Source organism: Pseudomonas sp. Pseusp88, from assembly GCF_047303955.1.
Classification (GTDB): domain Bacteria; phylum Pseudomonadota; class Gammaproteobacteria; order Pseudomonadales; family Pseudomonadaceae; genus Aquipseudomonas.
In genome coordinates this window covers 97550-112184 of sequence record NZ_JBGLYM010000001.1, presented here as the reverse complement: position 1 = coordinate 112184, position 14635 = coordinate 97550, and the positions used below count along the sequence as shown (strand labels likewise).

General features: G+C 59.9%; 11 protein-coding genes and 2 pseudogenes. 3 read left to right on the top strand and 10 right to left on the bottom strand.

From position 1 onward, the window contains the following. Positions 1–98 precede the first annotated feature (98 nt). The 6 genes from ACCD02_RS00535 to ACCD02_RS00510 form a co-directional block, all read right to left on the bottom strand. The gene (locus tag ACCD02_RS00535; protein WP_413297989.1) at positions 99–1337 is read right to left on the bottom strand and encodes a nucleoside recognition domain-containing protein; all 1239 of its coding nucleotides are present in this window, start codon (positions 1335–1337) and stop codon (positions 99–101) included. A gap of 222 nt (positions 1338–1559) precedes the next feature. Further along, a complete protein-coding gene (gene gltP, locus ACCD02_RS00530) occupies positions 1560–2891 on the bottom strand; it encodes a glutamate/aspartate:proton symporter GltP (protein WP_413297988.1) in 1332 nt (443 codons plus the stop codon). Between the two features lie 668 nt (positions 2892–3559). After that, positions 3560–4027, bottom strand: a complete 468-nt coding sequence (locus ACCD02_RS00525) for an inhibitor of vertebrate lysozyme family protein (RefSeq protein WP_413297986.1) — start codon at positions 4025–4027, stop codon at positions 3560–3562. Positions 4028–4029: 2 nt separating this feature from the next. Next, complete coding sequence (locus ACCD02_RS00520) at positions 4030–4194, bottom strand: DUF1328 domain-containing protein (protein WP_025257796.1); 165 nt, start codon at positions 4192–4194, stop codon at positions 4030–4032. A gap of 47 nt (positions 4195–4241) precedes the next feature. Continuing rightward, the gene (locus ACCD02_RS00515; protein WP_413297985.1) at positions 4242–4535 is read right to left on the bottom strand and encodes a hypothetical protein; all 294 of its coding nucleotides are present in this window, start codon (positions 4533–4535) and stop codon (positions 4242–4244) included. Positions 4536–4755: 220 nt separating this feature from the next. Continuing rightward, a complete protein-coding gene (locus ACCD02_RS00510) occupies positions 4756–5604 on the bottom strand; it encodes a BON domain-containing protein (RefSeq protein ID WP_413297984.1) in 849 nt (282 codons plus the stop codon). A gap of 243 nt (positions 5605–5847) precedes the next feature. Between ACCD02_RS00510 and algB the strand changes: the two genes are divergently transcribed. From algB to ACCD02_RS00495, 3 genes and pseudogenes are all read left to right on the top strand, one after another. Continuing rightward, a complete protein-coding gene (gene algB / locus ACCD02_RS00505) occupies positions 5848–7194 on the top strand; it encodes a sigma-54-dependent response regulator transcription factor AlgB (protein ID WP_413297982.1) in 1347 nt (448 codons plus the stop codon). A gap of 7 nt (positions 7195–7201) precedes the next feature. Beyond that, positions 7202–7621, top strand: a pseudogene (locus ACCD02_RS00500) (KinB sensor domain-containing domain); the annotation flags it as partial. Further along, a pseudogene (locus ACCD02_RS00495) lies at positions 7595–8989 on the top strand (sensor histidine kinase); the annotation flags it as partial. The pseudogenes ACCD02_RS00500 and ACCD02_RS00495, both read left to right, overlap by 27 nt. A 65-nt stretch (positions 8990–9054) precedes the next feature. On the opposite strand, the gene ACCD02_RS00490 reads toward ACCD02_RS00495, so the two are convergent. The 4 genes from ACCD02_RS00490 to ACCD02_RS00475 form a co-directional block, all read right to left on the bottom strand. Further along, entirely contained in the window at positions 9055–10674 is a 1620-nt protein-coding gene (locus tag ACCD02_RS00490; protein ID WP_413297981.1) for an EAL domain-containing protein, read from the bottom strand. A gap of 97 nt (positions 10675–10771) precedes the next feature. Next, positions 10772–11551, bottom strand: a complete 780-nt coding sequence (locus tag ACCD02_RS00485) for an N-acetylmuramoyl-L-alanine amidase (RefSeq protein WP_413297979.1) — start codon at positions 11549–11551, stop codon at positions 10772–10774. 93 nt (positions 11552–11644) lie between these two features. Then, the gene (locus tag ACCD02_RS00480) at positions 11645–13759 is read right to left on the bottom strand and encodes a GGDEF domain-containing protein (RefSeq protein WP_413297978.1); all 2115 of its coding nucleotides are present in this window, start codon (positions 13757–13759) and stop codon (positions 11645–11647) included. Continuing rightward, positions 13756–14631: an endonuclease/exonuclease/phosphatase family protein gene (locus ACCD02_RS00475; protein WP_413297976.1), complete on the bottom strand. Its 876-nt coding sequence runs from the start codon at positions 14629–14631 to the stop codon at positions 13756–13758. The genes ACCD02_RS00480 and ACCD02_RS00475 overlap by 4 nt, the downstream gene beginning before the upstream one ends. Positions 14632–14635: the final 4 nt, after the last annotated feature.

Genomic DNA, 14635 nt, shown 5'->3' with positions numbered 1-14635 from the left:
CTTTAGCCGGGAAGACGTCGATCCGGCCAATACATTTCTATCGGCTGTCCTGGCCCCTTCCCGGCTAAAGCCGGTCCCACAATTGTGCGCGGCGGGATTTACGCGGTAGCCCCAAAGAACCAATAGCAGACAAAAATCGCCGCAATCACCCCGGCCAGCTCCGCCAGCAAGGCGCAGCCCACCGCATGCCGGGCGCGCTGGATACCGACGGCACCGAAGTAAACCGCCAAGACATAAAACGTGGTTTCGGTACTGCCCTGAATCGTCGCCGCGACCAGCGCCGGGAAGCTGTCCACACCCTGGGTTTTCATGGTTTCGATCAGCATCGCCCGAGCGGCGCTGCCGGAGAACGGTTTGACCAATGCGGTGGGCAGGGCATCGACGAAACGGGTGTCCAGACCCAGCCACTGCACCACGTGACGAATGCCTTCCAGGCCAAAGTCCAATGCTCCCGAGGCGCGTAACACGCCCACCGCGCAGAGCATCGCCACCAGATAGGGCAGCAGGCTCTTGGCGACGTCGAAGCCTTCCTTGGCGCCTTCGACGAACATCTCGTAAACCTTGACCTTGCGCAGCGCGCCGACGATCAGGAACAACAGGATCAGGCCGAACATCATCAGGTTGCCGAGGATCGATGACAGGCTCGCCAGGGCGGTGGCCGACAGGGTCGCCAGCAGCGCCATGAAGCCGCCCAGGACCAATGCGCCGGGTACCAGGTAGGCCAGCACCACCGGATCCCAAAGGCGCAGGCGCTGCATGAAAGCCACCGACAGCAGGCCAACCAGCGTCGAGGCACTGGTCGCCAGCAGGATCGGCAAGAACACCAGGGTCGGGTCCACGGCGCCTTGCTGGGCGCGGTAGATGAAGATCGTTACCGGCAGCAGGGTCAGCGACGAAGCATTGAGGACCAGGAATAGAATCTGCGCGTTACTGGCCGTGGTTTCGCTGGGGTTGAGCTCCTGCAACGAGCGCATGGCCTTGAGGCCGATCGGCGTGGCGGCGTTATCCAGGCCCAGGGCGTTGGCAGCGAAGTTCAGGGTGATCAGGCCAAGGGCAGGGTGCCCGGCTGGCACGCCCGGCATCAGGCGCAGGAACAGCGGCCCGAGGACCTTGGCCAACCAGTCGACGATCCCGGCCCGCTCGGCGATGCGCAGGAACCCCAGCCACAGCGTGAGGGTGCCGAACAGTACGACCATGACTTCGACCGACAGCTTGGCCATGGCAAAGATGCTTTCCACCATCGCGGCGAAGATTCCGGCATTACCGCCCACCAGCCATTGCGCCAGTGCCGACACCGCTGCGACGAGAAAAAAGCTGAGCCATAGGCCATTGAGCATCAGGCGGATCCTTCATTGTTTGGAATGAGGCCCTGTGGGAGCCGGCTTGCTTGCGATGGCGGTATTACAGGCAACATTTTCATTGACTGAGCTGATGCCATCGCCAGCAAGCCGGCTCCTACGGATCTGTGTTGTTGCGACTTGGCGGCGATGATAGCGGTGGCACGTCAGAAACAACAAACCCCGACGATGTCGGGGTTTGGGTGTGCAACGTTTTATGGGTTATTCCGCAGCGGCGCGGCCGGCAGGAACGGCTTCCTTGCTGCGCCAGTGCGGCAGGGAGTTCCAGTAGCGCTGGCCCTTGGCATCGTCGTACATGCCTTCCCAACGTGCGATGACCAGTACGGCCAGGGCGTTGCCGATCACGTTCAGCGCAGTACGTGCCATGTCCATGATGCGGTCCACGCCTGCGATAAAGGCCAGGCCCTCCAGCGGGATGCCGGCGCTACCCAGAGTGGCGAGGAGGACCACGAACGACACGCCCGGTACGCCGGCGATACCCTTGGAGGTCACCATCAGGGTCAACACCAACATGATCTGCGCGCCAACCGACAGGTCGATACCGTACAACTGGGCGATGAAGATGGCCGCGATGCTCTGGTACAGGGTCGAACCGTCGAGGTTGAACGAGTAGCCGGTGGGCACCACGAAGCTGCAGATGGCTTTCGGCGCGCCATAGGCTTCCATCTTCTCGATGACCCGAGGCAGCACGGTTTCAGAACTGGCGGTGGAGTAAGCCAGTACCAGCTCATCCTTGAAGATACGCATCAGCTTGATCACCGAGAAACCGAACAGGCGGGCGATCAGGCCGAGGATCACAAAGGCGAAGAAGGCAATGGCGACGTAAACCAGTATCACCAGCTTCGCCAGTGGCAGCAGCGAGGCGAAACCGAAGTTGGCGACGGTCACGGCGATCAGGGCAAATACGCCGATCGGGGCGTAGTTCATGATCATGTGAGTGACCTTGAACATGGTTTCCGAGACGCCTTGGAACACTTTCACCAGGGGTTCGCGTACTTCGTCCTGCAAGGCCGAGAGACCCATGCCGAACAGCACCGAGAAGAAAATGATCGGCAGCATGTCGCCACGAGCGATGGCGGCGAAGATGTTCGACGGGATCAGGTTGAGAATGGTCGCGATAAAGGCGTGATCATGCTGAACCTCGGCAGTGGTCTTCTGATATTGGGAGATATCCACAGTGCCCAGGGTGCTCATGTCGATGCCGCTGCCCGGATGGAACAGATTGGCCAGTACCAGGCCAACGAGGATGGCGACGGTGGTGACGATCTCGAAATAGATGATGGTTTTAAGGCCGATGCGGCCCAGCTTCTTGGCGTCCCCGACCCCGGCGATACCGACGATCAGCGAGGAAACCACGATCGGGATGACGATCATCTTGATCAGGCGAATGAAAATATCGCCTGCCGGTTGCAGAATATTGCTGATCCACCAGGCCTTGTCGGCGCTGAAGTGATTGAGCAGCGCGCCCAGTGCGACACCCAGTACCAGGCCTATGACGATCTGCCAGGCGAGGCTCAGTTTTGCCTTCTTCATATCGTTACCCTTGTTTTCAAGTGGTCAGGGTGTTCTGAAACCGACATTTCCCGTGCCGTTTTAAAGCATGGTTGTTTAATGCCGGACTGGATCCAGAATTACCCTGAAGATCACTGCAGATGAGCGTCCCAGCTCCGTAGCAGGCGAAAAAAGGCGCAACTATTCCGACGCGGGCGGGGTGCGTCTAATGCCGTAAATGACTACCCTATGCCGAATCGGCATAATGTTGTAGGGCGAGCAATGCTTGGGGCGGAGGCAGGGAGGGGGTGACGAAATGCCGCTATTCGGCTTCAGGCTGGCTAAAACGTCGCCTGTAGCGTGGCAAGGGAAAGGAACAAGAAATGTATTTCAAATAAAGAACGTCATCCCGCCGATGCCGCGCGAGGACAAAGTTTCTCGATAAGTGGCTGATTTTACTTGAGGTCAACCCGTGCAGTAGCTGCTTGATAAGGTCGAGCAGGACCGGCTTGACCGCAAAGAGGTCATTGACGTCCATACGGCTTAAACCGGTCCCACCGCCTCACCTGACCTGGCCCTCATCGGAGGCACTCCCTGTGCCCCTAGGTCACGCCGACCAACATCATCAGCGCATCCCGGCCCCCTGGTCATGCGCGCACCGTCCTCGGGTGGCGCAGCGTTCGGAGAGCACAATGTGCTCTCGTCGTGATTCAGTACCAGTTCGGGTCTTTACGCAGCTCTTCTTGCAACAGAGCCTGCATGCCCTCATTGGGTTTGCCCAGATAACGAATGGTGTCATGGCGAGTCGGCGACTTGTCCGCCGGCAGGCCGGCAGGCACCTCGACCAGCATCGCATAGGCACTCTGCTTGTCGAAACTGAAGGCCACGATCAGACGCTTGTTTCGGCAACTGTCCGCTGTTTCACACAGCGGGCCAACCAGGTATTTCTTGCCCTTTTCAGTTGTGGCCGACATCTGTTCGGTACTGGCACCGGAGAGATTGATCACCCAATCGGGTAGACGTTCCTCACGCCTGACCAGACTCGTCCAGGTGTCACGGTATTCGGGAGCTGCATGCAGCAGCTCATTGACCCGAAATTGCCCGTCATTGCCTGCCATGGCGCTGGCGCTGCCGCCCAGTAGCAGGGCGGCGACCAGTGACTGCCAACGAGTCAACATGTTCAGCCTCGACCGCGACGACCAAAGAAGAACGACACTACGAACATCACCAGGAACACGATGAACAGGATCTTCGCGATACCGGTTGCAGTGCCTGCTATACCACCGAAGCCCAGTACGGCAGCGACAATGGCGATGATCAGAAACGTGATAGCCCAACTCAACATGGTGAATCTCCTTCTTTGCGTTTTAAATCGGGTAAGCAACAGAGGGATCAGAAGATCCAGCTTTGACGTTGCGGCATTTCACCCACTTCTTTGGCTGCCGCCTGGTTTTCCACAGACGTGAAGCTCAGCGCCGCGTCCTTGGTAGCGGGTGCGGTCACTGCGGTGAACGGGGTGTGATGGATCATGGAAATTGGGTTGACCGGAGCGGTCTGGACGACGGATGTCCAATGGACGACCTGCTGAACCACGATCAAGGTGATCAACAGCGCAAGGCTCAGAAACAGGCCTTGTTGCAGGTGCGCTGGGGAAACCTTTGATTTGGCAAAATGCAGGCTGTTCATCAGAAGCTCCTTCCACCTGGGTGGCAATCAATCTTGTTTGGGCCGATACATCCCGGCCTTGCTTGAAGGAGTTATTGCAGCCTGCATGCCAGCTTTTTTTAAATAAAAATATCAATAAAATCAGTATGTTACGATTGTCGTGGGAATCTTCCTGCGAGCATCCTGCACGATTAAACATTTAGCGTCGTGCGTTTTGCATGATCCCTGTCTATGAGCCGTATCAGCCTGTGCTGCGTGCCATCACCTTGAGCGCATCGGCATTCACGCCCTTGACGCCCCGGATGTTGCGGGTGATTTCAACGGCCAGCTCTTTTTCGGCGAAGTTGGCGACCACGCCATTGAGGGTAACCAGGCCGTCCCTGGTCTCCACTTTGATGTTCATGCCGTCCAGATTACGGCTATAAATCAGGCTGGATTTCACCTTGCTGGTGATCCAGACATCGCTGAGCTGCTCGGCGGGGTTGCTGGTCTGGGGATCGGTGCGCGACGCGATGGAGTCGGCGGCACTGATGCTGATCAGGTTATTTACGCTGGTCACGCCATCGGTATTGCTCGCCAGGCTACCGGCCAGGTCCTTGCCCTCGGGGCTGTTCGCGCGGCCCTTGAGGGTAACCACGCCGGCCTCGCTGTCGACGTCGATGTTCAACGCCTCCGTCACGCTGTTCCACAGCAACTTGGATTTCACCGTTGCGGTGAGGGTCGCGTCCTCGAAGCGCTGAGCGATATTGGCCTTGGTGCCCGGCTCGGCGGCAACGTTGGCGTCGATTTCCAGCTGGTTGTCGACCTTCTGAATGCCTTGAATGTCCAGGGCAATGCGTTCGGCCAGTTCGCGGTCCACCTGATTCTCTACCTTGCCCTTGAGCAGCGCAGTACCTTGTTCGACATGCACGTCGATCTTGAAAGGGCTCAGGTGTCGATTGAGGGCGAAGGCAGTCCAGATTGAACCTTCCTGACGAGCTTCTGCCAATTGAGTGGGCAGGTCATTCTGGGCAGCATTGCCCATGAGTGGAGTCAAGCCCAAAGCGATGGTGGTGGCGGTGGCCAGGGCGAGCTTTTTCAGCGGGGGCATGGCACGTCTCCATTGGTGGCGATGCGAGAATTTGTGATGCGTCGTGTACTACGACAAGCCAAAGATACCCGCAAGCCATGTGCCAGCTCCGAAACAGGCTGAATACTGATTAAATTCATGTCGTTAAGAGGATTGTGGGCAGATAGATACCATGCAGCCCGCATAATCAATCAGAATTCGCCATGCAACTTGCACGATTATTCCGTGACTAACCAAGATCATTCACTTAGGAGCGTAGGAAAAATGGAAGAAGCCACTGAGATTCAGGGCCGTATTCTGCTTGTGGATGACGAATCCGCGATCCTGCGAACGTTCCGCTATTGCCTCGAAGACGAAGGCTATACAGTCGCCACCGCGAACAGCGCGGCCCAGGCTGATGCGCTGTTGCAGCGACAGGTGTTCGACCTGTGCTTCCTCGATCTGCGGCTTGGCGAAGACAATGGCCTTGAGGTACTGGCGCAAATGCGTATCCAGGCGCCGTGGATGCGCGTAGTCATCGTCACCGCGCATTCGGCGGTAGATACGGCGGTCGACGCTATCCAGGCCGGTGCTGCCGATTATCTGGTCAAGCCTTGCAGCCCGGACCAGTTGCGTCTGGCCACGGCCAAGCAGCTGGAAGTGCGGCAGCTGTCGGCGCGCCTGGAAGCGTTGGAAGGCGAGGTGCGCAAGCCCAAGGACGGTCTGGATTCCCATAGCCCGTCGATGATGGCTGTACTGGAGACCGCACGGCAGGTGGCCAATACCGACGCCAACATCCTCATCCTCGGCGAGTCCGGCACCGGTAAGGGCGAGCTGGCCCGGGCCATTCACGGCTGGAGCAAGCGGTCCAAGAAGTCCTGCGTGACCATCAACTGCCCGTCCTTGACAGCCGAGCTGATGGAAAGCGAATTATTCGGTCACAGCCGCGGCGCGTTTACCGGTGCCAGCGAGAGCACACTGGGCCGGGTCAATCAGGCCGATGGTGGTACGCTATTTCTCGATGAGATCGGCGATTTCCCCCTGACTCTGCAACCCAAGTTGCTGCGCTTTATTCAGGACAAGGAATACGAACGGGTCGGGGACCCGGTCACCCGCCGCGCCGACGTCCGCATTCTGGCGGCCACCAACCTCAATCTGGAGGACATGGTGCGTAACGGGCGCTTCCGTGAAGACCTGCTTTATCGTTTGAATGTCATCACCTTGCATCTGCCACCTTTGCGCGAGCGCAGCGAAGACATCCTGACCCTGGCCGACCGTTTCCTCGCCCGCTTCGTCAAAGATTACGTGCGCCCGGCCCGCGGTTTCAGTGAAGAGGCTCAAGCGGCGCTGCTCAACTACCGCTGGCCCGGCAATATTCGCGAGCTGCGCAACGTAATCGAGCGCGCCAGCATTATCTGCGGGCAGGAGCGGGTTGAAGTCAGCCATCTGGGGATGGGCGAGCAACCGACCAATAACGCCCCCCGCGTCGGCGCGGCCTTGAGTCTTGACGAGCTGGAAAAAGCCCACATCGGCGCCGTACTCGCCACCAGTGACACCCTGGATCAGGCGGCCAAGACCTTGGGTATCGACGCTTCCACTCTCTATCGCAAACGCAAGCAGTACAACCTGTGATCCGCGCATGAAACTGGCGATGAAGTTACGAACCCGACTATTTCTCAGCATTTCGGCGCTTATTACCGTGGCTTTGCTGGGGTTGCTGCTTGGGTTGGTCAGCGTCGTGCAAATGGCCAAAACCCAGGAAGCGCTGATTCAGCACAGTTTTGAAACCCTCGATATGGGGCTCAAGCTGCGGCAGAACCTGGGTGATCAACTGGTGATCATGCTCAAGGGCAGGCCGGAAGGCGATGCATTGAAGAGCGCCCAGGCGCAATTCAGCGAGTTATTGACCGCCGCGACTGAATACGAGCGCGAGAACCGCCTGCGCACGGGCTTCAGCGACGTTGCCCTGGCTTATAAAAGCTTCATCAATACCTATGATCAGTCTGACGGGGGCTCGCGCAGCCTGCATGACAACCTGGCGTTGAGTTCCAGCTTCAATGCGCTGCGCACTTCATTGCTGAATTCGCACAGACTTGCTTTGGAGAGCATCAGCGACGCCGAGAGTGATTCGCGCCAGCGTGCGCTATGGATAGCCGCGCTATTGGGGCTGGTCGGTATCGCCGTACTGGGTATCGGTTTCATCACGGCTCACGGCATTGCTCGCCGTTTCGGCGCGCCCATTGAGGCTCTGGCCAAGGCGGCAGACAACATTGGGCAGGGCAATTTCGAAGTGACACTGCCGCTCTCGTCGGCGGCCGAAATGAACCAGTTGACCCGCCGCTTCGGCATCATGGCCGAAGCCTTGCGCCAGCATCAGGCCACCAACGTCGACGAGCTGTTGGCTGGTCAGCAACGCTTGCAGGCCGTACTCGACAGTATCGATGACGGGCTGTTGATCATCGATCGCCAGGGGCGTCTGGAGCACCTTAACCCCGTGGCTCAGCGGCAACTGGGCTGGGACGAAAGTCGGCTCGGCCAGGGGCTTGGCGAGGCGCTGGAGCGCCCGGAAATGGACGAGCAACTGTACCTGACCCTGCGCGGCGGTATGCCGGACCAGGCGCCTGAAGACCTGAGTGTCGAAGTGGATGGCGAGTCGCGCCTGCTGACCTACAGCCTGACTCCGGTCAGCCATACCAAGGGCCATATCCTGGGTGCGGTGATGGTTCTGCACGATGTGACCGAACAGCGTGCATTCGAGCGGGTGCGCAGCGAATTTGTCCTGCGCGCCTCCCACGAGTTACGTACGCCAGTGACCGGTATGCACATGGCGTTCGGGCTGCTGCAGGAGCGTTTGCATTTCCCTGCCGAATCCCGGGAAACCGACCTGCTGACCACGGTCAACGAAGAAATGCAGCGCCTGATGCAGTTAATCAACGATTTGCTGAATTTCTCCCGTTACCAGAACGGGCTGCAAAAACTCAGCCTTACCGCTATTTCTGTCGACGATTTGCTCGAGCATGCTCGCGAGCGATATGAAGCCTTGGCCCTGGAACGCGGGATTGTGCTTATGGTGGAAACGCAGGGCACCCTGCCGCACTTGCATGCCGACCGCGCGCAACTGGATAGGGTGCTGGAAAACCTGCTCGACAACGCCCTGCGCCACACCCCGGACAACGGCTTGATCCGCCTGCAGGCCCGGCGTCACGCCGAGCGGCTGATCATCGGTGTTGAAGATAACGGTGAGGGCATTGCCTACGGGCAACAGGGAAGGATCTTCGAGCCATTCGTCCAGGTCGGTCGCAAGAAGGGCGGCGCGGGCCTTGGGCTGGCGCTGTGCAAGGAAATCGTCCAGTTGCATGGCGGACGCATGGGGGTTTATTCACGACCGGGGCAGGGTACGCAGTTTTATATGGCGTTGCCGGTTTAGGAGTACGTCTAAACCTTGTGGGAGCGAATGAATTCGCTCCCACAGAGCTCGCTTTTACCTTTGACTTACGCCACATCATCCGTGCGCCGCCCTCTCTGCCTGCGCCGTCCACCCGTCACCAACTCCCTGAACTGGCTCGCGCTCAGCGGCCGGGCGAACAGCCAGCCCTGGCCATAGCGCACCCCTTCACTCTGGAGCAGCATTGCCTGAGCTTCGAATTCGATGCCTTCGGCGATCACACGCAGTTGCAAGGCGTGGGCCATGCGAATGATATGGGGAGCGACGCCACTGCTGGCTGCGTCGTGGCCGAGGGCGTCGATGAATGCCTTGTCGATTTTCAAGCAATCCACCGGCAGAGTCTGTAGATAAGCGAGGCTGCAATAGCCGGTGCCAAAATCGTCGATCAGCACCTGATGGCCGCGATCACGCAGGGTTTGCAGATGATTGCGGGCTACGACTACGTCGATCAGCCCGCGCTCGGTCACTTCGAAGGCAATCTGCCGTGGCGCGACTTTATGCAGGGCTAACAGGCGCGCGGTGACCCGGCCTATACGCGGTGCCATGACGTCGCAGGCCGCCAGGTTGACCGAGATATATAGCTGCGGATTGGCGCGTAGCAACGGCCCCAGTTGTTCCAGCGTCTGTTGCAGGACAAAATCAGTGATCTGGCGAATCTGCCCGGTGTTTTCTGCTAAAGGGATGAACAGGTCGGGGCTGGTCAGGGTGCCATCCGGGCGCCGCCAGCGCACCAGGGCTTCGGCACCGACACACAGACGGCTGTCGAGGTCGAAGATCGGCTGATACAGCACCTGCAACTCGCCACGGCGCACAGCGCCATGCAGCTCGCCGCCGAGGGAGCGGCGTTGGCGGGCCAGTTGCAGTACCAGTGCGCCGATACACAGTGCGACCAGCAGGCTGACCGGCACCAGTAGCCACCAGGCGGTGGTGATGCTCTGCTGGAGGCTGCTGCGCGGGGTGATAACCACCAATTGGTATTCGGGGCTTTGTGTCGGCATGCGGTAAATCAGCCGCGTGCCGGTACTGATCAGTGTCTGCGGGCTGGTGTTGGACCAATCCCGTGTTGGCGGCCAGGGCTGATCGGCGCCGAGTACCGGTATCGCCTTCAGGCCGTTATTCAGTACCACCAGCAGACTCCCTTCGGCCGGAAGGTCGACTACGTCGGTCAGGTGGCCGCGGGAGGTAGAGACCCGGAAATCCCCGCGACCGAGCACCAGTGCGGCGAGATTGTCATCCGGCTGGGCCGAGGTATTGAGCCAGTAATCATAAGTAGGCCCGCGAATGTCCGGAGCCCTTGACTGCGCCAGCATGCTGGGTCGCGACCAGCTGGAACAGGCCTGGTCGCCGCCCACGTATGCCGCTTCGTAGATGAAGCGATAGCTGAAAATCACCTGGCGCAAGCGCTCGACCAGCGGCGGCGTGCACTGGCGCAGGGGTTGCGCCTCCAGTTGATCCAGCCCGGCACGCAACTGCGCAAACAGTTGTTCAAGGCGGATCAGGAAGCGCTGGCCCTGAGCGTTCATCTGTTCGCTCTCGTTTTGTCTGGCTTGATGCACCGCCAGCCCGGCGCTGCCGCACAATAGCAGTACGGCACTCAGCAGTGCTGCAGACAAGGCCAGTGGCAAGGGGCGGCAGAGCAGTATTCGCAAGCTTGCAGCGTTGTACATTGCGGGCATCTCTGTGGATACCCATCAGGTATAGCAAGCGTCAGAAAAAATGCTCGCCCATGCGGCGAACGGCACTGATCAAGATAAGTACGCGCCGTTATTCGCTTTTATTCAACACCTGCAGAATCGCCGCGCTTTGTACGTCGGCCTCGCCATCAAAGCGCTCGGGGCGGTAGTGCATCTGGAAGGCTGCCAGTACATGGCGGCTTGCAACGTCCCATTCTCCAGTCTGAGGCGTGGCGTAGCCCAGGCGCGCCAATTGCTGCTGGAACCAGGCCGGGCTGGGGATTTCGTCGATCATGATGGCCTGACGTCGGGCAACCTCGGCCTCATCGGGCCAGATGCCGATACCGGCCTGGGCCAGGCGCTTCCAGGGGAACATCGGGCCGGGATCGAGCTTGCGCAGAGGGGCGATATCACTGTGGCCAAGGACGTGGCGTGGGTCGATATGATTGCGCGCGATCACATCTTTTAGCAGCACGATCAACGCCTGTACCTGATCTTCGTTGTAGGGGTACCACACGCGCCCTGTCGGCGAGTCGGTATAGCCAGGGTTGACGATCTCGATGCCGATGGAGCTGGAGTTCAGCCAGGTGCGGCCTTCCCACTCGCTTTCCCCGGCATGCCAGGCGCGGTCGTTTTCATCGACCAGCTTGTAGACGGTCGCCGGAGAATCGCCGATCAGGTAGTGGCTGCTGACCTCGCCATGGGTCAGCAGCTGGAGGGAGCGTTCCAGCGAGGCGGAGGTGTAGTGGACGATAACGTATTGAATACGGCTGTCATGGTTGGTGGGCGTCAGGTGGCTGGTGTCATACCGGTTGTTGGTGACACAAGACGTCAGCAGAACGAAGAAAAACAGAGATAGCAGCAGTTTCATGACGCACCGGGCCTGGCTGGCAGGAAATGCAATAGCATAACGTAATGCTGCGCCCGGGTTGCATATTGACTGCAGCAGTAATGTGTCAGGCTGTTAACCCTGTTCGACGCGGTTGCGGCCGTTTTCCTTGGCGCGATACAGGGCCTGATCTGCGCGCTTGAGCGCCACATCGGTACGCTCGCCCTGGCGCAAGGCGGTTACGCCGATGGACACGGTGATGGTCACTGGCTCGCTCTTGAAGTGGAACGGGCAGGCTTCAACTGCGGCGCGCAGTTTTTCCAGGTGAGCGAGGCCGGTGCCCACGGTCGTGTTGGGCAGCAACATGACAAACTCCTCGCCGCCGAAGCGGGCGATGAAGTCCTCGGAGCGCAAGCGCTGCTTGAGCTGGGTTGCGATAATCTTCAGTACCTTGTCGCCAGCCAGATGACCATAGCCATCGTTGATGCGCTTGAAATTGTCCAGATCGAATATGCAGATCAGCAGGCTGCTTTTGTTCTTCTGCCAACGGTCGGTTTCCTGCTCCAGGCGTTCACCCCAGGCGGCGCGGTTGGGCAGGTTGGTCAGCGGGTCGATCAGCGCTTTCTGCCGCTGTTCTTCAAGGTGGCTGCGGAAGCCCAGGGCCTCCTGTTCCATGGTCGCCACGCGCGCAGACAGGCCTTGCAGTTTGGCCGCCACTTCCTGCTCGCGGGCATCGCGTTGCCGCTGATGGTGATCCATGGTGCCGATGAGGGTTTCCAGGCGGCTTTCCAGGATGTGTTTAAGGGTCGGCAGGTCAGCCGCCCCTTGAACGCTGCTCTGCAAGCCGCCGACCTGCTCGCGCAGCTGGCTGTCGTACTGGCGTGACGTGGCGTGATGATCAGCGTGGTCGTCACTGGCCGCTTGAAGATTGTTCTGGAAAGACTCCAGGCGCTCGTTGAGTTGCTTTAGGTAGACTTCAAACTCATGCTGACCACCGTCGGTTATTGCCAGCATCAACACCGCTAGATCGTCGAGGATCGGCAGCAGTTCATACCAGTTGAGCCCGTGTTCAAGGCGCACGCGCATGGCTTCGGCCTGGGGGCGGTGATGCTCAGGCAGGACCAGGTCGTTGAGCAGGCCCAGCAGGGTTTCTTCGATATGGGCGGCGACCGAGCTGTAGCTGGGCTCGGGAGAGGTTGGCAGGGCAAATTCACCTTCGCCTTCGCCCTCGACATCTTCGCCTTCTTCGCCGCTTTCTTCATTTGCGCCCTCCACCGCTGCTGCCAGCCGATAGTCGAATTCCACCACTGGCGTGGGTGCCAGCATGAACTCCAATGCCGGATCGACAGCAACTGCCACCGGCTGGGGCGCGGATTGAGTGGTGAGCAGTGTAGCTGCGGGTACCGGTGCCGCAGAGGCGGCTACGGGCTCATCCTGAGCTTTGACCGGCACAGGTTCGGTCGCGGCGAGCGGCTCTGGCGTTATGGCTGGAGTCGGTGCGGTGACCACTGGTGGGGCAGACGCCACTGCTTCTGCAATGGTTGCGGCGGGTGTGGCGGGTTTTGCTGTCGCTATCGGCGCTGCGGCCAAAGGAGCGGGCGGTGAGATGATGGCGTCATCTTCGTCGTCATCCTCATCCTCATCCTCACCTTGCTGCGCGGTCTGCGGCGCACTGGTGGCTCCAGGGGCTGGCGCCGCCTGCGTCTCGTCATGAGTGGGTTGCGCGCCTTCCTTGCTGCCAAACAGGCGTTGCAGCAGGCCGGGGCGTTCAGTTTCGTCTTTTTCCAGATAGGTCAGCGCCCGACCTTGCAGGCCACTCAGTTCGCTGAGCAATAGCGGCAGCTCGCGAGCCTGGCCGGCGCGCTCTTCAAGATCCTTGGCAAAGCGCTTGAGCGGTTTGCTGACATCCCGCGGCAGCGGCAGGGTTTGCAGTTGCGTGACCAGTGCGGCCAGGGCGCTGCTGATTTGCCCTACACGAACTTCGCGGCGCTGCTCGGAGTCGAGCACGGCTTTTTCAAGGCGCGGGATAAGGCCCGCAAGGCCGGCGTCCATGTCGTCCTTGCGCACGATTTCGCGCATTTCCTTCATGCACAGGTCGACCGCCTTGTCGGTGCCTTCCGCCGCCAGGCTGCTGCGCACCAGGCCACGACGCAACAGGTCGAGGCGGGCGTTCCAGCGCCGCTCGAGCTTGTCCTGTTGTTCGATGCCCTTGAGGTATTTCTCTTTCCAGCGCTCTGCTTCTTCGCTCATGCAACGGGTCCGACGGGGTTACCTGGCACAGGCAGCGAGTCCTTGCGCAGCGAATCGGGGAGGCGGATCTCCACGGCTACGGGCAGGTGATCGGAGATGGGTTGGGCCAGCACTGCAACCCTTTCGAGGGTCAGTGTAGGGCTGAGCAAAATATGGTCAAGGCAGCGTTGCGGCCGCCAGCTGGGAAACGTCGCTTCGACTTGCGGGGCGAGTAATCCGAGGTCGCGCAATGGCGAGTGTTCCAGAAGATCGACGGCGTGGGTGTTCATGTCGCCCATCAGAACCTGGTGCTTATAATCGCCGATCATGTCGCGAATGTAGGCTAGTTGCATGGTCCGGGTGCGCGCGCCCAGAGCCAGGTGCATCATCACCACGACCAGGGCGTCGGCGCCTTCGCCGAAACGTACGAGAATCGCCCCGCGCCCGGCAGGGCCTGGCAGTGGGTGATCTTCCAGTGCGGTAGGGCACAAGCGGCTGAGTACGCCGTTGCTGTGTTGGGCAAAACGCCCGAGATTGCGGTTGAGCTGCTGATACCAGTAAGGGAATGCGCCGAGGTGAGCCAGGTGCTCGACCTGATTGACGTAGCCCGAGCGCATGCTGCCGCCGTCGACTTCCTGCAGGGCAACCAGATCAAAATCGTTGAGCAGGTTGCCGATCTTCTGCAGGTTGTTGGCGCGCCCGGTGTGCGGCAGCAGGTGCTGCCAGCTGCGCGTCAGGTAATGCTGGTAGCGCTCGGTACTGATACCGACCTGGATATTGAAGCTGAGCAAGCGCAGTCGGCCATCGGCCGGGAGTGCGCTCGCTTGCAGGTGGTGTTCGTTGACCTTGGGGTCAGGTCGACCGACGACACGCTCGCTACGCCAGCGACGCATGGCG

Coding starts and splice junctions, on each gene's coding strand:
- ACCD02_RS00535 (WP_413297989.1), bottom strand. CDS start 1,337: ATGCTCAATGGCCTATGGCTCAGCTTTTTTCTCGTCGCAGCGGTGTCG.
- gltP (WP_413297988.1), bottom strand. CDS start 2,891: ATGAAGAAGGCAAAACTGAGCCTCGCCTGGCAGATCGTCATAGGCCTG.
- ACCD02_RS00525 (WP_413297986.1), bottom strand. CDS start 4,027: ATGTTGACTCGTTGGCAGTCACTGGTCGCCGCCCTGCTACTGGGCGGC.
- ACCD02_RS00520 (WP_025257796.1), bottom strand. CDS start 4,194: ATGTTGAGTTGGGCTATCACGTTTCTGATCATCGCCATTGTCGCTGCC.
- ACCD02_RS00515 (WP_413297985.1), bottom strand. CDS start 4,535: ATGAACAGCCTGCATTTTGCCAAATCAAAGGTTTCCCCAGCGCACCTG.
- ACCD02_RS00510 (WP_413297984.1), bottom strand. CDS start 5,604: ATGCCCCCGCTGAAAAAGCTCGCCCTGGCCACCGCCACCACCATCGCT.
- algB (WP_413297982.1), top strand. CDS start 5,848: ATGGAAGAAGCCACTGAGATTCAGGGCCGTATTCTGCTTGTGGATGAC.
- ACCD02_RS00490 (WP_413297981.1), bottom strand. CDS start 10,674: ATGTACAACGCTGCAAGCTTGCGAATACTGCTCTGCCGCCCCTTGCCA.
- ACCD02_RS00485 (WP_413297979.1), bottom strand. CDS start 11,551: ATGAAACTGCTGCTATCTCTGTTTTTCTTCGTTCTGCTGACGTCTTGT.
- ACCD02_RS00480 (WP_413297978.1), bottom strand. CDS start 13,759: ATGAGCGAAGAAGCAGAGCGCTGGAAAGAGAAATACCTCAAGGGCATC.
- ACCD02_RS00475 (WP_413297976.1), bottom strand. CDS start 14,631: ATGCGTCGCTGGCGTAGCGAGCGTGTCGTCGGTCGACCTGACCCCAAG.